The organism is Pseudarthrobacter oxydans (assembly GCF_013314975.1).
Lineage (GTDB): Bacteria > Actinomycetota > Actinomycetes > Actinomycetales > Micrococcaceae > Arthrobacter > Arthrobacter oxydans.
This window is the reverse complement of the sequence record NZ_JABTYH010000024.1, coordinates 60,294-78,236: the sequence shown is the minus strand read 5'-3', so window position 1 is coordinate 78,236 and position 17,943 is coordinate 60,294. Positions and strand designations below refer to the sequence as shown.

Genomic DNA, 17,943 nt, shown 5'->3' with positions numbered 1-17,943 from the left:
CCGCCTGCCGGTATGGGTACTCATTGAGTTAGCTCCTTTGCCAATTTCTTGCGTCATCGGTGACCGCAATCGCTACATTCAGTGTTGTCGGTGCAGCAGAGTGGGCATAGGTGTGACGAACCATAATTGTGGGCACTCCTATGTGTGGCTGCACAGGTTAATGTCCGAGTGCTTCAGAGTCCTGCCGCCGTGGGGGCTCTCTTGCCGGGCTGGTTCCTCGTAGAGAAGACCTGGCCCGGGCTCGCTCGCAGGAACGGAATCCAGGCATGCTGTTCTCTACGCTAAGTGGGGAATAGAGCGTCGGTGACATGTTAGCGGGATGCAATGCCTTAGCGGGATGCATTGCCGGTGGTTTTCAGGTGCCAGATCCTGAGGGTCAGATGGTTGTCGAGTTGACGTGTGGCGTCGAGCCAGTCTTCGCCGAGCAGGAGAGCGATGCGTTCGAGGCGCTGTTTGACGGTGTTGCGGTGGATGAAGAGGCTTTCAGCAGTTCGTGCCAGGTTGTGGTGTGCTTCCAGGAACGTCCAGGCTGTCCGGGTCAGTTTGGTGTTGTGTTCACTGTCGTGGTCGATGAGCGGCTGGATCTGTGAGTAGAGGCTCTCTTGGGCTCCGGTGGAGTGGACGGCGGCGAGCAGCAGTCCCAAATGCCCGAGCTGGTCTCCGTCCAGGAGCTCGCCGCGTCGTTCCAGGACCAGCAGGCTGGACAAGGCTAGTTCAGCCTGATGGTTCGCCCTTTTTACACCGGCCAGTCCGTCGGTAGTGCTGGCGTGTCCGGCGGTGGCGGGAATTCCACTTTCCTTCAGTTTGGCCATCACCGCTTCGGTGAGGGTTTTGCTGCCGGAGACCAGGACACATATGCGGGATCCTCGGCGGGCGATAAGTGCCTTTGCCGGGCCAAGGCCCTCACGGATGGTTTTCTCGACGCGGGCGTAGTCTGCGCCGGCGGAATCGAAGACGGCGACCGTCATTTCTCCGTTGGGCCGTACTCCAAAGCGTGCAGTCCTTTGCTGGATGAGGTCCAGTGGGACGTCTCGGTCAGAGAGGAGGTCATCGAGGACTTCGAACTGAAGCCGTTGCGCCGAATCGTGTGTGGCCTGGTCAAAGAGCCGTAGGACTGTGAGGAAGACTGCCAGTCTTTCGGCGATGGAGCGTTGGCTTCCGTTCAGCGGGCCGCGGGCGACGAGGGTGGCCAAATGCTTCGGGCCTGCTTGGGCTGGGACCAGGACCAGTTCTTCATTATTGGTGACGAAGATGTGTGGGCGCCCGGTGGCCACCGCTTGGGCAACAGTCGATTCGAACGTCGCTTGCTCACCCGCGCCTCTGAGCAGTGCACCAAGCGGGGCGGTACCCGGATGCAGCGATTCCAGGGGCTCTTCCTGCAGGATGCCGTTAGCAGGATCGAGTACCAGTATGTCTGTGCCCAGGATCTGCCGGGAGAGGGCGGCAAATCCTTCAAGGCCGCTCCCGCGGACCACGACCTCAATGAATCGTTCGTCGAGGTCGATGAGTCTCTGAAGGCCGCCCATCTCTTCGAGCCGGGTGCGGTTTTCGTTTCCCAGCCGTTGCAGGGCGGAGGTGGCTTCCGCGAAGCGCTGCGCATTGTCGATCGCGACGGCGGCATGCTTGCCGATCGCATCCACCAGGTCAACGAGCTCCGGCCCGTATACCCGGGGCATCCTGTCCGCGATAAGAAGTGCGCCGATGACCTTGCCGTAAAGGTGCAACGGAACCCCGAGTATCGCGCGCACTCCCTCTTTGCCGACGATGTTGTCGATATGCGGCAGATGCGAGATGGCGAGGTCGGTGAGGTAGTCCTCGGTCTGATACGGCGAGAGCCCGGCTGCGGCTTTCCCCAACACGCCGGTTCCAATCGGCATCCGGATGGTTCGGTAATCCTCTGTGGCAACGCCATCGGATTTCCTGATGTACGTCTCGTGTCGTTCGTAGTCGTTAAGACTGATGTACGCCATGTCGCTTCCGGCGAGGATGCGGGTGCGCTTCACGATCGCCAGCAAAACCGCCTCAACGTCCCTGATTCCCGTCAGATCCGTCGCGGTGTCATGGAGCGCCCGGAGCAGGTCCTCGCGTTGTCGCCGCTCACGGAGCCGGGCATTGATGCTCAGGGCAGCCCGTGCTGCGCTGTCGGTTACTTCATGCCTGTCGAGCGCCTCTTGCAACGCCTTCGCCAGGCTTTCATCAGTAATCCCTGCTTCGATGCGCTCCAGCCATATACCCATGGTCTTCATACTTGTGGGCCTCGTCCCTATCTTCCGATCACGGTACAAGATGCATGTGCACCAAGCACAACTTTCTCTTCGAACAATAGTCATAAGCGATATAGGTAGCGTGTGGCGCAGCCCATAGTCTCGATGAAACGGATTCCCTACAGAAAGGATCGTCATGGGCGACGATATGAAACTGCATGTACTCTCCAGCGGGGTGATGGAGACCGATCACACCTGGCTGTTGCTCAAAGGCGGGACAACAATCATGGACCGCAACCACAAGAGCGCACCTCCGGCCTGGGGTGATTGCCCCACCCACGCGGTGCTCATCGAGCATCCCGAAGGTCGGGTGCTCTGGGACACGGGAGTGCCCCGCGATTGGGAGACGCGCTGGGCGCCAACAGGGTTCCAGGACTTCTTTCCTGTCAAGGAAGACCCCTCCGGTCCGGGCTACCTTGATTCGGCACTGGCCGAGCTGGAACTGGAACCGAGCGACATCGATATCCTGGTCCTTTCGCATCTTCATTTCGACCACGCGGCGAACGCGAAAATGTTCGACAACGGCAAGACCCGGATTATCGCCAGCATCGATGAAATCGAGGGCGTCAAGGGCATCTCCGGCGCCTTCCAGGGCGCTCACCTGGTTTCGGACTTCGATGGTCTTAACCTGGAACCGGTTGCCGGCGACGCAGAGATCCTTCCGGGTGTGAGTGTGATCGCCACCCCTGGCCACACCTGGGGCACCATGTCGCTGCAGGTCGATCTTCCCAACGATGGCACCAAGATCTTCACCTCCGACGCCGTCTATCTCGGAGCCAGCTGGGGTCCGCCCGCTGTCGGCGCCGCGATCGTATGGGACAACCTTAAGTGGCTCGAATCCGTGGAAAAGCTGCGCGGCATTGCCGAACGCACCAACGCGGATGTCATTTTCGGCCATGATCCGGAGCAGCGAAAAACGCTCAAGTTCGCGCCCGACGGTTATTACTCCTAAGCGGCGGGCCATGATCCTTTACGACGTGAAATGCGCCGACGGCCACCGCTTCGAAGCCGCCCTGCAGTCGATGTTCGACGACACACCGCCCTGTCGTGAATGCGGCGCTGCGACAGGCAGGGTTCCGGCGGCCGTGAGGCTGTCCGGCACCGCAGACCCTGGTCCCTCCCGCGAACAGATGCCCAACACGTGGCACGGAATCCGGCGGGGAGACCCGGAGACGGTTCGCGGATGGCATGGGTTGATGTCCAAACGGGAAAAGCTCGAAGAAAAATACCCGGAACTGGCCGGGGACCGCAGACCCGTCCTCGCCCACGAAGGAGTATTCGCGAACGCCCCCTTGAGAGCTGGAGACCCTCTGGCAAGTCAAGTTGCGGAAGCAACCTTCAAACCCGCGGCGCCTCCGCGGAATGGGGCTGGACAAAGTAAACAGACAGACCGAAAAGAAGCGGACAAATGAAGATCACCGGCGCAGTTCTTGAAGAAATCGGCCGTCCCCGCCCCTTCAGCGAATCCCGGCCTATCACCATCTCCGAGCTGGAGCTCGGAGACCCCGGGCCCACCGAAATCCTCGTGCGGCTCGAAGCCGCAGGGATCTGTCACTCGGATTTGAGCGTTGTCGACGGTAACCGGGTTCGCCCAGTCCCCATGCTGCTCGGACACGAAGCGGCAGGACGTGTTGTGGAGGTCGGCTCGGAAGTCGACGACTTGCGGCCGGGCCAACGTGTGGTCATGTCTTTCCTCCCCAGGTGCGAGCAGTGCGCCAACTGTGCCGAAGATGGCCGGTTGCCCTGCAGCGAAGGCTCCAAAGCCAACGGTGAAGGTGTCTTGCTGCATGGATCCATGCACCTCACCCGGGACGGCGAGAGAATCTTCCATCACCTCGGCGTTTCAGGCTTCGCCACCCATGCCGTCGTGGACAGGGCCTCCGCCGTACCCGTCGCGGATGACGTTCCCCCGGATATTGCCGCCGTTCTTGGGTGCGCCGTCCTTACCGGCGGCGGCGCCGTGCTGAACGCAGCGCGCCCCAAACCTGAAGACAGCATCATGATCGTCGGCCTTGGTGGCGTCGGCATGGCCGCGCTGATCACGGCTGTCTCCCAAAGCGTCTCGCGCATCGTCGCCGTGGACACGCTCGAAGAGAAACTAGAGCACGCCCGCCGCCTCGGCGCCCACGAAACCTACACCCCACAGCAGGTGCTCGAGCAGGGAATAAAGGCCAAATACGTCATCGAATGCGCGGGTAATCCGAAGGCCTTCGAAACTGCATTTGCCGCAACCGCGGTAGGCGGAACGACCATCACTGCTGGACTGCCCTCACCGGACGCCCGCGCGCAGATCCCGCCCATGACCATCACCGCCGAAGCCCGGACGATCATCGGCAGCTATCTCGGATCCGCCGTACCGTCGCGAGACATCCCGAAATATGCCCAGCTCTGGCGGGAGGGAAAGCTACCCGTCGAAGAACTCATCACCACCCGCATCGCCCTGGCCGATATCAACCAGGCCATGGACCAGTTGGCTGACGGGAAAGCAGTCCGACAGGTCATCATGTTCAACACCGATCACGACCACGCCAGCTAGAGGGCTCAGTCCCGGCAAAAACGACACCGGTCACCGGCAGGTCCCCCCTCCTGCCGGTGGCCGGTATTGGGATGCCACCAGTCCTCTGCGGCCATCAACGACAGGAAACCGACCGTGACATTCGAGCTCCGGACCTACAACGCCGCGGCGGGAAAGATGGGAGCGCTTCTGGAGCGCTTCCGCACCCACACGACCAGGCTTTTCCCCGACCACGGCATCCAAGCTATCGGCTACTGGATATCCGACGAAGACCCGGACACCCTGATTTATCTGGTGCGACATGAGGGCGACCCCGAATCAAACTGGGAAGGGTTTAAAACCGATCCCAGGTGGGTGGCTGCGCGCGCAGCATCCGTCGCGAATGGCGAACTCACCGACAACATCTCATCCCTGTACCTGACCGCCACGGATTTTTCGCCGCTTGGCCCCGCACAGTAGAACAGGGCTCACCGCCGACGACCCACTCCGGTGTCAAGATCTTAGGAGACAACAATGACAACAACTCCCCAGCGTGAGGCCGAGCTGCTGGCCTCGGTGCCGACGGGTCTGCTGATTGATGGCCGGTGGCGTCCGGCCGTGTCCGGGAAGACCTTCGAGGTGGAGGACCCCTCGACGGGGAAGGTGCTGCTGAGCATCGCCGACGCCGGGCCCGAGGACGGGGCGGCCGCCCTGGACGCGGCGGCCGCCGCGCAGGAGTCCTGGGCGAAGGTCCCGGCCCGTGAGCGCGGGGAGATCCTGCGCCGGGCCTTCGAGATGGTCACGGCCCGCGCGGAGGACTTCGCGCTGCTGATGACCCTGGAGATGGGCAAGCCCCTGGCAGAGGCCCGCGGCGAGGTCACCTACGGCGCGGAGTTCCTGCGCTGGTTCTCCGAAGAGGCCGTGCGGGCCTTCGGCCGCTACTCGGTGTCCCCGGACGGGAAGTCCCGCCTGCTGGTGACGAAGAAGCCGGTGGGCCCGTGCCTGCTGATCACGCCATGGAACTTCCCGCTGGCCATGGCAACGCGCAAGGTCGCCCCCGCCGTCGCCGCGGGCTGCACCATGGTGCTGAAGTCTGCGAACCTGACGCCGCTGACCTCCCAGCTGTTCGCCGCCGTGATGATGGAGGCCGGGCTGCCGGCGGGGGTGCTGAACGTGATCCCGACGTCCACCGCCGGTGCCACGACGGGGCCGCTGATCAAGGACTCGAGGCTGCGCAAGCTTTCCTTCACCGGCTCCACCGAGGTCGGCCGCCGGCTGCTCGCGGACGCCTCCGAAAACGTGCTGCGGACCTCGATGGAGCTCGGCGGCAACGCCCCGTTCGTGGTCTTTGAAGACGCCGACGTCGACGCCGCCGTCGCCGGGGCAATGCTGGCGAAGCTGCGGAACATGGGCGAGGCCTGCACCGCGGCGAACCGGTTCATCGTGCACGACTCCGTCGCCGACGAGTTCGCGGAGAAGTTCGCCGCGAAGATGTCCGGCATGACCACGGCCCGGGGCACCGAGGCGGAGTCCAAGGTGGGCCCCCTGATCGACGCGAAGAGCCGCGACAAGGTCCACGAGCTCGTCACCGACGCCGTGGCCGCGGGTGCGGTCGCGGTGATCGGCGGCGCCGCCGTCGAGGGCCCGGGCTACTTCTACCAGCCCACGATCCTCAAGGGCGTCACCGAAGGCACCCGGATCCTGTCCGAGGAAATCTTCGGACCGGTCGCGCCGATCATCACCTTCTCAACCGAGGACGAGGCGGTCCGGCTGGCGAACAACACCGAGTACGGACTCGTCGCCTACGTCTTCACAAAGGACCTCAACCGGGGCATCCGGATGGGCGAACGCCTCGAGACCGGCATGCTGGGCCTGAACGCCGGCGTGGTCTCCAACGCCGCGGCCCCCTTCGGCGGGGTCAAGCAGTCCGGCCTGGGCCGCGAAGGAGGCCTCGAGGGCATCGAGGAATACCTCTACACCCAGTACATCGGCATCGCCGACCCCTACGCCGGCTAGTCGTCAGCAGCCAATGGGAAAATGACCGCCCCTGCCACCCCGAGGATTCTGGCACAGGCGCTCCGTCGTCATCCTGCCGGAGTCACGGGTTGCCCCGGCGCCCCGCAAAGTGGACTTGTCTGTAAGCCGCTTCTGAGCCGGACCAAGGGGGTCAGATGAGGAGCGGCACTATTCCCCCTGCGATGGTCAGTGCAGCAAAACCGGAAGAGAGCAAATGCCCGCATTGCCAAGTCGACCGTGTTGTCGCGAGGTCTCATTACGGCCCAATGGAGCGGGACTGGGGAAGTTGGGTCGTACGTGAGTACGAAGAAACCCTGCGGCGGAAACTTTCGTGCAACCTTGAACGTGCACTCTGTGAGAGCGGAACGCTTCGGAAAGGATGCGACTCATGACCATGAATGAAGAGACTGTTGATACCTGCCATGACCTCGCTGCCGGGGATCTCATCGCCGCCCGGTACAAGGGCTCCCTCGTCCACCGCGGGCGCGTGACCGAAAGGGTCCCGGATCACGGCCTGTTCTGGATCATGGACGAACTGACCGGCGGGCGGCGCTTGCTGGACATGGCTGATCTTAAGATCGGCCGGGTTAGCAGCGCCGGCATCGGATCGACCCCTGCCTGATCTACGCCACGTCGTGGAGCACAAGTTGGCGGCGGGGTCCTGCCCTGCACTTTGTCAGGTGAGAGGCGTCAGTTGAGTTCTGCTTGGCAAACCCGAACCCAGCCAACCAGCCCGTCCGTGCTCCTACTGGCATCCCTGCGGATTCAAAGTGAGCGTATTCATCCTGCGGTAGGGCCGCTTGGTCAGTGGAAATAGCAGCCGAAGAGCCAATCTCCCTACCGAACTTTGAGCACGCGATCGGGTTGTTTGGAGGGAAGGCGCAACGACCGGCCACTTCGGGCAATTATTTTTCCCGAGTCTTGCAGGCGCCATGTTGACTCCTTGGCCTGTCCACCCTGTAGCCAATCAAGCCGTTCCACGGGGCGTTTAAGCTGACGTTCCATCCAGTTGGCTGCGAAGTGGCCGTAGGTATCCGGCGCTTCCTCCAAGCCGATAATTGTGAGGCCATCTCCGTCGTAGACATGGTTGTCCAAGACGTGGCTATCTCCCCATTCACCTTCCAAAGTGCGGCCGCTGGGTCCGTCGTGCCAGTACGCAACCTGAAGTGTGCACGCGTCCGGCGTCTCGATACCAGGGACGTCCAGAATCACGACTAGCGGTTTGATGCGTGCGAACACTTTAAAGGAATCAAGCTTGGGGTTCGTCGGGGGCCAGCCGGCGATGCCGCGAGCGAGCTCCTTCAGGAACTTCTCCTCTTCGGGCGTGCGGGCTCGATCTCCTTGGAACTGGCCATGCGCCGTCATGGGGTGAGCCTAGCGCAGGCTGACAGTCGTGGCGGAGGAAAGTGCGTGTAGTCGTGGCCCGAGCTGCGGCGGGAAGGTCATGGTTTGGTTCGGAGGTTGACGTAGCGGGACCAGGCGTCGCCTGCTGCGTCGGCGTGGAGGAACGCGATTTGATGGCTGTAGCCGAGGGCGTCGGCGACCAGTGGTGGCGGTGAGACTAACAGCTGTTCGTCCAGGGCAGTGTTTCGTGCGCCGCGCAGGTCGATGCCCAGGCTGCGGAGCCTATCCATGATGCCGTTTGGGTGAAGTGGTTGTCCGGCCCGGGTCCCCGGGAAGAGCCAAGGGCTTTGTGCGTCTGATCCTGTTCTGAGATTCGGACGGCCTTTAAGGTGCTCTCGAAGCAAGTCGGCGAAAGGTTCGGGAATGGGCACTGGATGCGGGCCGAAGGTGATCCACATGTTGCCGGTGCTTTCATTGGTTTCGATAGCATCGGTCCGGAGTTTGGCGACCCGAACGAGCGGCTGGGCGTAGAGAAGCAGCAGGATGCCGGCGACTCGGTAGGTCAGGGACTCGCTGGTGCCTGTAAGCAGTTCCCGGAGCCAGGCCACGCGCTGGTCCTGGGTGATCGCGGGGCGGGTCTTGGCTGTGTAGTGGCCCATGTCCACTCGGTGGTTTGTGCCGGTGTTCTTGATGAAGACGATGAAGGTGCGGACGGCTTTCCTGGTCGTGGGACCGGTTGCGAGCCAGGTTTCGATGTCTTGCTGGGTGCAGTTCGCCGCGGTCCGCTGGTGGGTAGCCCAGAGCCAGTCCAGGAACTTCACGGTTTCCGTGATCTCCTGTTTGGCGGAGTGCACCGGGGCCTGAGCGCTCTTCTCCGGTGTTGTCATGGATCGGATGCGCCGGAGGTGATGCCAGGTGGCGAACTGCGCGACGGGTTTGGCGACCTCCTCGGACAAGTCGCGGAGCTTGTCGTCAACCCAGGTCTCGAACCGGGCCAAATACGGGTCCTGGTAGGGGAGGAGTCCGTGATGAATGAACAAGGCGCGCAGGTGATTGGCTTCGCGGTTCGCTGACTCAGCTGCGGCATCGAGCCCTTCGCGTGTCAGCGGAGTCTCCCCGCTCGATAGAGAGCGGAGGAGGGCTTGGACTTTGGGGGAGCGTTTCCACGTGATGATGCTTTCAGGCCGGTCTGCTTTGCAGAGGACATCGACAATTCTGCTGGCTGTTTCGGGGTCGGAAGATTCTGTCAGCAGTTGCTCATTGAGGTCCTCCCGGAGGGCGCAGCGGGCGCAGATACCGCGTCGGTAGAACTCACCTTCAACATTGCAGCGGGTGCAGTGAAAGTCATGGAGGATGCCGGCGCAGGGCGCGCAGCGGGGCCCTCCGCTGCTGTCCGGTGGTCCGGGTAGAAGTCTGTGCTGGCCGCAATCCGGACAGGTCCCGGTGGTGCGGGTGGCGGCGGTGAAGCAGGGCCCGCAGATTCGGCCTTCGGGCCAGGTGGCGCGTGTTCGGCCGGCGGCCCGGCCGCAACGTGCGCACGTCGCGGTCCCGGTGGTGCGGGGCCGGCCGCGGCTGGTGCTGCGGGGGCTGAGGCCTTCGGGTTTGTCAGTGGTCATCGTCGATGATGCGTGCCCGTCGTGGTCTGACGGTGCGGTTCAGGTCAACGACGTTGGGGGCGCTGGTTCCTGTCTTGCGGGCGCGGACGTCGGCGGCTGTGACGGTGATGAGGTCCTCGGGTCCGCAGGAGAAGATGTCGCAGATCGCCGCGATGACCTGCAGCGCAACGCGTTCGGGTTTCTGGTTGACGAGCCGGTAGACCTGTGGCCGGGACAAGGTGATGCCGCGCTCGGCCAGCAGGGGGATGAGGTCCGTGGTGTTGTGCAGTCCCCGCGCTGCCATGAGCTCAGAGAGCCGCCATTTGTATTCGACTTCGCGTCTCACCATTGACCCCTCATCTGCACGCCCAGGACTTCATCCATGGTGCGGTCCAGCGCCGCCCGGAGGGTCGCGTTGCGGAAGTCGTCGCTGACGAACTGGTAGATCCCGGTGGTTGAGGCGTGTTCGTGGCCCATCTGATGTTGCACGAATCTAGGATCCCATCCGTCCTCCAGCAGGTGCGTTGCATAGGAGCGCCGGAGCGAGTGCAGGTCCAGGCCATCCAGCGGCAGGCCCAGCTCGGCCAGGTAACGTCGGAGCCGGCGCAGCAGGGTGGATTCACAGATCAGGCCGCCGCGTTCGCTGGGGAACAGGTCCAGGGTGTCGAGCGTGCCGCGTCCGTTGGCGAGCCAGTCCTCGATAACGCCGGCGGTCCAGTCGAAGACCGTCAGGACGCTGCGGGGTTTGTGCGGGGAGCCCTTGCGTGATTTGCCGAACCGGACCTTGCAGACGCCTGCCTTGCCGAACCTTCGTGCTTGGGGGTTGGCCGCAAAGTCGATGGTTTGCAGGTGCCGGAGCTCGTTGAATCTGAGCCCGCATGAGTAGGCGACTTTCAGCATGACGGCGTCCCGGTAGGCTGCCTGCCAGCCTTTCTTGCCTGAGGCGGCGATGAGTTCGACCTGGTCGTCGGCGTGATCGAACAGCATCTGCAGTTCCGTCTTTGTGAACGGCCGCTTGGAGGCGCGTCCTTCGTACTCCTGCGTGTGGGAGGCGGTGTTCCAGTCAAAGAAGACCTGAGACGGGTGTGTGCCGAAGCGCTGTTCGCAGACCTGGTCCCAGCCGTAGTCGGGGTTCGACACGTATGACGTGAACCGGCGGAGCGTCGACTGGTAGCCGCGGACGGTGGAGTGCTTCAGCTGGTGGATCGAGCGGAGGTCACCGAAATACTCCTCGACATGCTCCGGTGCCCAGTTCCAGGGGAACTCGTTCACATGGTTGACGAACCGGCGGACACTTGCGATTCCCTTGTTGATCGTGTCGAACTGGAGGTTCCTGGAGAGCTGCTGGTTGCGCCACCCGGTCAGCATGTCCTCAAGCGTCTGTTCCTCGGGATGCAGCAGCTGAACAGTGCTCAGCTGCAGCACACGCCCGGACGCGTCGACCGCCATTTTCGCCCCACAGTTCCATCGAAGTTTGTGCTCAAATCCTGAATCAATGATTCATCAAATGCATCATCAGCACAAAACCGCAGGTCAAACGCTTGTATTGGCCTCTTCGAGATTCGGCGTTGCAGCCCTCAGGAGCGCTTGGGCCGCGGCACATCAAAGCCGTCAGGCCGCAAATTCCGCGGAATCTCAAGGAAGTTAGAGAACTCCTTGCTGGTCCCGGGGGATCGCACAATTGATTCATCTGATGCAATACGCAGAGTACAGCCTTACATAACGTCGGTTATCGGCTGCCAAATCTTTCGCCCTTTCGGCCCTGCCGCTAACCCCTCGGATTACTTCCCAGGATGCGAAGCAGCTCACTGATCATCATGCGCAGCTCCTCGTACCCGTGTTGATAGAACAGTGGGGTCATCTGATGCAGGGGAGTGTCATCCAGTTCACGCAGCCGCCGCACGGCCTCTTCGATGACTTCCTGGTCGGTTTCGTAGACCGAACCGGCGGAGGGATGAGGCTTTCCGTAACTTTCGTCGGACACTGAATCTTTCCCTCTTCGACGGCAGAGTACCATTCAGCTCTTACGGGTGTGGATCGACTTGGATTCTAAATCGATCCACACCACGAGCACTCAGCAACAGCAAGAGCGCCACCTCACCCAATAGGCGCCGGCCCCAGCTCATCAAGCAGTTTCTGCATGGCCACGTACGCCTTGTTGCGGTAGGCGATCAGCTCGGGGGTGCGCTCCGCGGGCACGTTGAGGAAGCCGGCGCCGGTCTTGGTGCCCAGCTTCCCGGCCTCCACCAGGTCGCTCAGGACTTTAGGGGTGGCGAACCGTTCCGGGAACTCCTTCTGCAGGGACTTGTAGCAGAAGTTGTACACGTCCAGCCCGGCCATGTCGGCAATGGCGAACGGCCCGAAGAACGGCAGCCGGAAGCCGAACGTGGTGCGCACCAGGGTGTCCACGTCGTCCGCCGTCGCAATGCCCTGCTCCACCAGCTGCGCCGCCTCGTGGAACAGCGCATACTGCAGCCGGTTCAACACAAAACCGGTGGTGTCCTTGACCACGGCAGTCTGCTTGCCGGCGGCATGGACCAGCTCGCGGACCGCGCCCACGGTGGCGGTGGACGTGCCGGCGTGCGGGATGATCTCCACACCGGGAATGAAGGGCGACGGGTTCGAGAAATGCACGCCCAGGAACCGTTCCGGGTTGCTGACGGGCGCGGACAGTTCGGCGATGGAAATGGTGGAGGTGTTGGAGCCGATGATGGCGTCCGGGCGGGCCGCGGCGCTGATGCGGGCCAGCGTCTGGTGCTTGACGGCCAGGATTTCGGGGACGGCCTCCTCGATGAAGTCCGCGTCCGCCACGGCCTCCTCGATGTCCTTCGCGGCCCACAGGTTCTGTTTCAGGATCTCGGTGGAACCGGCAGGGAACAGCCCATCGGACACGAACTGGTCGGACTCAACCAGGAGCCGGTCGTAGTTTCCCTGGGCCACCTCGGCGGACACATCGGAAAGAGCCACGCGGGCACCTCCCAAGGCCAGGACCTGCGCGATCCCGCCGCCCATGTAGCCGGAGCCCACGATGGCGATCTTCCGGGCCCCGGGAGCGCCAGAGCTGGAACCGATAGTTGGGTGGGATGAATTTTCGGTCATGATCAGACTGCTTTCGTGGGTTCGGGTTCGTAGGAGCAGATGGCGTCCACCTTCGCGGCGGAGGCCGAGGCCTCGTCAAACCGGTAGCCGAGCCACTCGCCCACCAGTTTCTTGGCCAGTTCCAGGCCGATGACGCGCTGGCCCATGGTGAGGACCTGTGCGTTGTTGCTCAGCACCGAGCGCTCCACCGAGTACCCGTCGTGGGCCGTGACTGCCCGGATTCCAGGGACCTTGTTGGCCGCGATGGCCACGCCCAGCCCGGTGCCGCAGATCAGCAGGGCGCGGTCCGCCTCGCCCTGGGCCACCTTGCGGGCGGCGTCGACGGCGACGTGCGGGTACGCGGTGGTGTCGCCGGCACCAACGCCCACGTCCAGGACGGACGCAACGCGGCTGTCAGCCTCGAGCATCGCCTTCAGCGCGTCCTTGTACTCGACGCCGGCCTCGTCGTTTCCGATGACGATCCGCCATCCTTCCGCAGCGCCGGCGCTCATGCCTGGGCTCCATGCCCGGCAGCCACAGCGGCCGCCCTGCGAGAGGACAGGGGTGGTGAAGACTCGAAGTAATCAGAGACCCGGGTGGCGATCAGCGCAAAGGACACCGCTCCCGGATCCGGGTGGCCCAGGCTCTTTTCGGCCAGCGGCCGCGCCCTCCCCTTCAGTGGGCGCAGGGATGCGGTGGCGTCGGCCGCCTGCCGGGCGGCGGTCACCGCGGAGGCCAGCGCCCCGGTCACTGGCGTGCCGCCGTCGAACGCCGCAACGAAGGCGTTCCGGAAGGGAAGCAGTGCATCCACCATGGTCTTGTCGCCCACATCGGCCTTGCCCAGGGTGGTAACAGCGTCCGCGAAGGCGGTCACGGCGGCCGCCGCGTCCCCGCCGCTGTACGAGTCCTGGTTGCCGAGGGCCCGCCCGGCCGCCGCCAGGGCCGATCCCCAGAGCGCCCCCGACGTGCCGCCGGCGCGCTCACTCCACGCTTCGCCTGCCGCGGTGAGGACGCGGTGAACCGAAAGTCCCGCGCCAACAGCTTCGCCGGCCGCCGCCACCGCGGCGTCCACGCCCCGGCGCATGCCGACGCCATGGTCGCCGTCGCCGGCAATGGCATCCAGCCTGCCCAGTTCGCGTTCATGGTCGACGACGGCGTCCCTCGCCTGGGCGAGCACGGCGGCTGCCAGCCGGCCCAGCCCGGCTGCTGCCGCCGTCGTATCTTCCCCCTCAGCGGCCAGGGCACCCTCCGGTGCGGCCACTTCCCGGCGTGCCCGCGGCGCCATACTGCCCTTGCGGTACCCGGGGGTGTCGGCCGGGGCTGTCCAGTAGCGCTCCAGTTCGTCGTCCAGCCACAGCAGCGTGAGGGACAGGCCGGACATGTCCAGGCTGGTGACCAGCTCGCCGCATTCCGGCTCCACGATGGTCAGGCCGGCGGCGGTGAGGAGCTTGTCGATCTTGCCGAACAGCAGGAACAGTTCCTCGTACTTCACCCGGCCTAGTCCGTTGAGGATGGCCACCACACGGTTCCCCGCATCATCGGGCTTGTCCCGGAGCAGGCCGGAAACCAGCAGTTCGGCCAGTTCGGACGCCGTGGGCATGGGGTGGTCCGAGATTCCGGGTTCGCCATGGATGCCCAGCCCGAGCGACATCCCGCCGGCCGGCACGTGGAACAGCGGTTCGGCAGCGCCCGGCAGGGTGCAGCCGTCGAACGCCACGCCGAGGGACCGCGTGCGGTGGTTGGCCAGCACGGCAAGCCGTTCGACGCCGTCCAGGTCCAGTCCCGCTTCGGCTGCGGCGCCGGCGATCTTGAAGACCGTCAGGTCCCCGGCGATTCCGCGGCGTTTCTCGATCTGGTCCAGCGGGGCGCTGGCGATGTCATCCGTGACCAAAACGGTGCGGGTCTCGATGCCTTCGGCGTTGAGGCGCTGCTGCGCCTCGCCGAAGTGGATCACGTCCCCGGCGTAATTGCCGTAGCTGAACAGCACTCCGCCGCCGGCGTTGGCCGCCTTGGCCACCCGGTACGCCTGCCCGGCGGACGGCGACGTGAAGATGTTGCCGCACACGGCGCCTGCGGCGAGGCCGGGACCCACCAGGCCGGCGAAGGCCGGGTAATGGCCGGAGCCGCCGCCCACCACCACGGCCACCTGGCCGGCGGGCACCTCGGTGGAGCGGACAACGCCGCCGTCCACCCTGGCCACGTAGCCGCGGTTGGCTGCCACCAGGCCGTCCAGTGCCTCCTCCGCAAAGTCTGCGGGGTTGTCAAAGATCTGGGTCATGGTTTCCTCATCGAATCCTTGGGTTGGGACAGGCGGTGGTGCAGCGGTTACACGCGGGCGGGCTGCGCCGGCTGCTGCCGGCCCTGGGCCACCTGGCTGCTGCCCAGGGCGTATCCATCGGTCTTGGGGAGGACATGCCGGCGGAGGTAGTCCTGGTTGCTGGCGGAGACACTCAGGCCGTCCCCGCCGTAGTGCTCGGTGCACAGGATGCCCTGGAACCCGGCTGCCAGGGCCACCTTGAAGGCCTCCCGGTAGTTGATGAGGCCGCTCTCCATGGGAGACGGCATCGCCACATACATGTCCCGGGACGCGTCCTCGTCGCGGAGGTAGTTCTTCATGTGCCAGAAGTTGGCGTACGGGAGCGTTTTGGCCACCAGTTCCCGCCAGTCCTCCACCGGCCGGTGCAGCCGGATCAGGTTCCCAAGGTCCGGGTTGAGGCCCACATTCGGGAGTCCAATGTCCTGGACAAGGCGCACGGACGAATCTGCGGTGCCCAGGTAGGTGTCCTCGTACATCTCGAGTGAGAGCAGGAGGCCCACCTCGGCGGCGTGGCGGCCGAGTTCCCGGAGGCGGGTGACGGCGTTGCCCCAGGTTTCCCGGTCTCCCTCGGGGTCCTTGTGCCCTTCAACCGTCCAGAACCACAGCTGTTTCTGCTGCTCCGGCGTGATGGCCTGGTGGAGTCCAAAGGAGACAACCTCGCAGCCCAGCTCCGCCGCCGCGTCAATGGTCCGGTGGCTGTACGCCAGGTTGGCTTCCCAGTTCCGCCTGTCAATGACGCTGCGGCGGATGGCGGAGACGGCAGGGGTGCCGATGCCCACGTCCTGTGCCGTCTGTTTGAACTCAGCCAGCCGGTCAGGGCTCAGGTCGCCCGGGCGGACCCAACTGTCCGTCAGGTCCGCGTTGGCGAACCCGGCCTCCTTGACCTCGGTCAGCACCGCCGCCCAGGCGGACGGATCGGCGTCGTTGATGTGGGTTCCCTGCGCGCTGGTGCCCGGGAAGGGCAGCATGGCCGCGGTAATGGGCCAGTTCTCGGCGGCGTAGGCCATGCCTAGACCGCTTCCTGGGTCTGGAGCCTGTCCAGTTCCTCCGCCAGAACGGCCAGTTCGACGCCCGCCGGCCGCTCAACGGTGCTGCGGATGGCTACCGCTGCGCCGCTGTGGGCTGATTCGAGGACCGATTCCATGACCTCGAGGGCGTGGTAGGCCATGGCCCCGCCTGCCCGGGGCTCGGTCCCCGCAGGAGTGGACGCCAGGTCCGCTATGCCGAAGCCGCGCCCGGAGTCAACGTACCCGGCGGACACCGGAAGGGTTTCCCAGTCCTCGGCCCCGAGGGAAAACAGCTGGACGTCGCCGTCGAAGTGGTTGGGGTCCGGGACCACCAGGGAGCCGCGCTCGCCGTGGATCTCGATGTTGGGCGACTTGGACTTCACGGCGTCGAAGCTCATGAACAGGGTGGAGAGCGCACCGGAGGCGTGCACCAGGACACCGGTGACATGGGAATCGATGTTGACGGGGACCTTCTCGCCCTGCCGGGGTCCGGAGCCGATGGTGCGTTCGTTGCGGGTGTGGCTTGCCGCGCCGATGACCGAGACCACCGGGCCCAGCAGGGTGACCAGGGCGGTCACGTAGTACGGGCCCATGTCCAGGAGGGGTCCGCCGCCGGGCTGGTAGTAGAAGTCCGGGTTGGGGTGCCACCGTTCGTGGCCCGGGGTCACCATCGTGGCGCTCGCCGAGACGGGTGCGCCGATCAGTCCGTCGTCGATCGCCTTGCGCGCTGTCTGGATGCCGGTGCCGAGCACCGTGTCAGGAGCGCAGCCGACGGCGACGCCCGCCTCGCGGGCCGCGTCCAGCACCTGGCGTGCCTCGGCAGTGGTGGCGGCAAGCGGCTTCTCGCCGTACACGCTCTTCCCGGCGGCGATGGCCTTCAGCGCCACGTCGGCGTGGGCGGCGGGAATGGTCAGGTTCAGGACCAGTTCGACGTCGTCCGCGGCGAGGAGTTCCTCGACGGAGATGGCGCGGACGCCATCGTAGTCATCCGCCACCGCCTGGGCGCGTGCGGGGTCCAGGTCCGCCACGGCCACCAGGTCGATCTGTCCGAGTTTGCGGAAGTTCGCCAGGTACTGCGCGATGATGGCTCCGCAGCCAATGATTCCGACTTTCAACGGCTTGCCCACAGCAGGCCCCTTTCGATGATGGTGCGGACGTTGGTGTCCTGGAGGATGTCGACCCGGTGGCCGGGGGTGGCAACGAAGATGCGGCCCTTGCCCCACTGGCGGGTCCAGATGGCCGGTGAGGTGACTTCGCGGTTCCAGGGGTCCCATTCGCGGACCTTCTGGGTGGTGGTGGCCAGGACGTCGATGTAGTCGTCGGAGAGCACCCAGTACTGCTCGGTGACCAGGTCGAAGTCGGAGATGCCCTTAGTGATGGGGTGCTCCGCGGCGGCCGGGAGCATGTTGACCGTGTACGGAACGTAGTTGTCCGACTGCTCGCCGACGCACTCGTCCGGGTGCTTGCCGGGGTGGCAGGCGAACTGGCCGCCGATCAGGTGCAGGTAGTCGGAGTTGTTGCGGTAGGAATCGGCGATGCCGCCGTGCCAGCCGGCCAGGCCCGTGCCGTTTTCGACGGCGGTCCGCAGCCCGGCGAACTCGTCCTTTTCGATGGTGGTCATGGTCATGCACTGCATAATCAGGTCCACTCCTGCCATGTATTCGGCGTCGGCGTAGACCTTGGGGGATTCCTCGACGCGGACGTCGTAGCCGTTGTCCTTGAGGTAGGGGATGAAGAGGTCCGTGGCCTCGTACGGCTGGTGGCCGTCCCAGCCGCCGCGGACCACCAGGGCGTTCTTGCGTTCTGTCATGTCGGGGGTTTCCTTTTT

Annotated in this window: 17 protein-coding genes; 5 read left to right on the top strand and 12 right to left on the bottom strand. The window is 64.5% G+C overall.

Annotation, left to right across the window (positions count from 1 at the left end):
• Positions 1-329: 329 nt before the first annotated feature.
• Entirely contained in the window at positions 330-2,237 is a 1,908-nt protein-coding gene (locus HTS88_RS15310) for a helix-turn-helix domain-containing protein (protein WP_174179819.1), read from the bottom strand.
• Positions 2,238-2,400: 163 nt separating this feature from the next.
• Here HTS88_RS15310 and HTS88_RS15305 point away from each other — a divergent pair, with 163 nt between their 5' ends.
• From HTS88_RS15305 to HTS88_RS15285, 5 genes are all read left to right on the top strand, one after another.
• Positions 2,401-3,216, top strand: coding sequence for an N-acyl homoserine lactonase family protein (locus HTS88_RS15305; RefSeq protein WP_229748556.1), 816 nt, complete (start codon positions 2,401-2,403; stop codon positions 3,214-3,216).
• Between the two features lie 456 nt (positions 3,217-3,672).
• Positions 3,673-4,800: an alcohol dehydrogenase catalytic domain-containing protein gene (locus HTS88_RS15300; RefSeq protein ID WP_174179817.1), complete on the top strand. Its 1,128-nt coding sequence runs from the start codon at positions 3,673-3,675 to the stop codon at positions 4,798-4,800.
• A gap of 114 nt (positions 4,801-4,914) precedes the next feature.
• A complete protein-coding gene (locus HTS88_RS15295; RefSeq protein ID WP_174179815.1) occupies positions 4,915-5,238 on the top strand; it encodes an NIPSNAP family protein in 324 nt (107 codons plus the stop codon).
• Between the two features lie 54 nt (positions 5,239-5,292).
• Complete coding sequence (locus tag HTS88_RS15290; protein WP_174179813.1) at positions 5,293-6,774, top strand: NAD-dependent succinate-semialdehyde dehydrogenase; 1,482 nt, start codon at positions 5,293-5,295, stop codon at positions 6,772-6,774.
• A 388-nt stretch (positions 6,775-7,162) separates the two neighbouring features.
• Complete coding sequence (locus HTS88_RS15285) at positions 7,163-7,396, top strand: hypothetical protein (RefSeq protein ID WP_229748557.1); 234 nt, start codon at positions 7,163-7,165, stop codon at positions 7,394-7,396.
• Between the two features lie 215 nt (positions 7,397-7,611).
• On the opposite strand, the gene HTS88_RS15280 is transcribed toward HTS88_RS15285, so the two are convergent.
• From HTS88_RS15280 to HTS88_RS15230, 11 genes are all read right to left on the bottom strand, one after another.
• Positions 7,612-8,139: a hypothetical protein gene (locus HTS88_RS15280; protein WP_174179811.1), complete on the bottom strand. Its 528-nt coding sequence runs from the start codon at positions 8,137-8,139 to the stop codon at positions 7,612-7,614.
• A gap of 77 nt (positions 8,140-8,216) precedes the next feature.
• Complete coding sequence (locus tag HTS88_RS22200; protein WP_246256356.1) at positions 8,217-9,158, bottom strand: recombinase XerD; 942 nt, start codon at positions 9,156-9,158, stop codon at positions 8,217-8,219.
• Positions 9,159-9,723: 565 nt separating this feature from the next.
• Positions 9,724-10,062, bottom strand: coding sequence for a helix-turn-helix domain-containing protein (locus HTS88_RS15270; RefSeq protein WP_217432637.1), 339 nt, complete (start codon positions 10,060-10,062; stop codon positions 9,724-9,726).
• Positions 10,056-11,162: a tyrosine-type recombinase/integrase gene (locus HTS88_RS15265; RefSeq protein ID WP_174179807.1), complete on the bottom strand. Its 1,107-nt coding sequence runs from the start codon at positions 11,160-11,162 to the stop codon at positions 10,056-10,058. Before HTS88_RS15265 ends, HTS88_RS15270 begins: the two co-directional genes overlap by 7 nt.
• 319 nt (positions 11,163-11,481) lie before the next feature.
• Positions 11,482-11,697: a hypothetical protein gene (locus HTS88_RS15260; RefSeq protein WP_174179804.1), complete on the bottom strand. Its 216-nt coding sequence runs from the start codon at positions 11,695-11,697 to the stop codon at positions 11,482-11,484.
• Positions 11,698-11,810: 113 nt separating this feature from the next.
• A complete protein-coding gene (locus HTS88_RS15255) occupies positions 11,811-12,812 on the bottom strand; it encodes a 3-hydroxyacyl-CoA dehydrogenase family protein (protein WP_174179802.1) in 1,002 nt (333 codons plus the stop codon).
• 2 nt (positions 12,813-12,814) lie between these two features.
• Positions 12,815-13,303 carry a ribose-5-phosphate isomerase gene (locus HTS88_RS15250; protein WP_174179800.1) on the bottom strand — a complete coding sequence of 163 codons (489 nt, stop codon included), beginning with the start codon at positions 13,301-13,303 and terminating at the stop codon, positions 12,815-12,817.
• The gene (locus tag HTS88_RS15245; protein WP_174179798.1) at positions 13,300-15,069 is read right to left on the bottom strand and encodes a dihydroxyacetone kinase family protein; all 1,770 of its coding nucleotides are present in this window, start codon (positions 15,067-15,069) and stop codon (positions 13,300-13,302) included. The genes HTS88_RS15250 and HTS88_RS15245 overlap by 4 nt, the downstream gene beginning before the upstream one ends.
• 47 nt (positions 15,070-15,116) lie before the next feature.
• Positions 15,117-16,115: a sugar phosphate isomerase/epimerase family protein gene (locus HTS88_RS15240; RefSeq protein ID WP_174179796.1), complete on the bottom strand. Its 999-nt coding sequence runs from the start codon at positions 16,113-16,115 to the stop codon at positions 15,117-15,119.
• 2 nt (positions 16,116-16,117) lie between these two features.
• A complete protein-coding gene (locus HTS88_RS15235; protein ID WP_174179794.1) occupies positions 16,118-17,242 on the bottom strand; it encodes a Gfo/Idh/MocA family protein in 1,125 nt (374 codons plus the stop codon).
• Positions 17,227-17,925 carry a ThuA domain-containing protein gene (locus HTS88_RS15230; RefSeq protein WP_174179792.1) on the bottom strand — a complete coding sequence of 233 codons (699 nt, stop codon included), beginning with the start codon at positions 17,923-17,925 and terminating at the stop codon, positions 17,227-17,229. Before HTS88_RS15230 ends, HTS88_RS15235 begins: the two co-directional genes overlap by 16 nt.
• Between the last annotated feature and the right edge of the window lie 18 nt (positions 17,926-17,943).

What these genes read in the sequence shown, in the direction of transcription:
- HTS88_RS15240 (WP_174179796.1), bottom strand. Translation starts at nt 16,115, where the DNA reads ATGGCCTACGCCGCCGAGAACTGGCCCATTACCGCGGCCATGCTGCCC.
- HTS88_RS15290 (WP_174179813.1), top strand. Translation starts at nt 5,293, where the DNA reads ATGACAACAACTCCCCAGCGTGAGGCCGAGCTGCTGGCCTCGGTGCCG.
- HTS88_RS15230 (WP_174179792.1), bottom strand. Translation starts at nt 17,925, where the DNA reads ATGACAGAACGCAAGAACGCCCTGGTGGTCCGCGGCGGCTGGGACGGC.
- HTS88_RS15255 (WP_174179802.1), bottom strand. Translation starts at nt 12,812, where the DNA reads ATGACCGAAAATTCATCCCACCCAACTATCGGTTCCAGCTCTGGCGCT.
- HTS88_RS15250 (WP_174179800.1), bottom strand. Translation starts at nt 13,303, where the DNA reads ATGAGCGCCGGCGCTGCGGAAGGATGGCGGATCGTCATCGGAAACGAC.
- HTS88_RS15300 (WP_174179817.1), top strand. Translation starts at nt 3,673, where the DNA reads ATGAAGATCACCGGCGCAGTTCTTGAAGAAATCGGCCGTCCCCGCCCC.
- HTS88_RS15310 (WP_174179819.1), bottom strand. Translation starts at nt 2,237, where the DNA reads ATGGGTATATGGCTGGAGCGCATCGAAGCAGGGATTACTGATGAAAGC.
- HTS88_RS15285 (WP_229748557.1), top strand. Translation starts at nt 7,163, where the DNA reads ATGACCATGAATGAAGAGACTGTTGATACCTGCCATGACCTCGCTGCC.
- HTS88_RS15245 (WP_174179798.1), bottom strand. Translation starts at nt 15,069, where the DNA reads ATGACCCAGATCTTTGACAACCCCGCAGACTTTGCGGAGGAGGCACTG.
- HTS88_RS15305 (WP_229748556.1), top strand. Translation starts at nt 2,401, where the DNA reads ATGGGCGACGATATGAAACTGCATGTACTCTCCAGCGGGGTGATGGAG.
- HTS88_RS15280 (WP_174179811.1), bottom strand. Translation starts at nt 8,139, where the DNA reads ATGACGGCGCATGGCCAGTTCCAAGGAGATCGAGCCCGCACGCCCGAA.
- HTS88_RS15270 (WP_217432637.1), bottom strand. Translation starts at nt 10,062, where the DNA reads ATGGTGAGACGCGAAGTCGAATACAAATGGCGGCTCTCTGAGCTCATG.
- HTS88_RS15265 (WP_174179807.1), bottom strand. Translation starts at nt 11,162, where the DNA reads ATGGCGGTCGACGCGTCCGGGCGTGTGCTGCAGCTGAGCACTGTTCAG.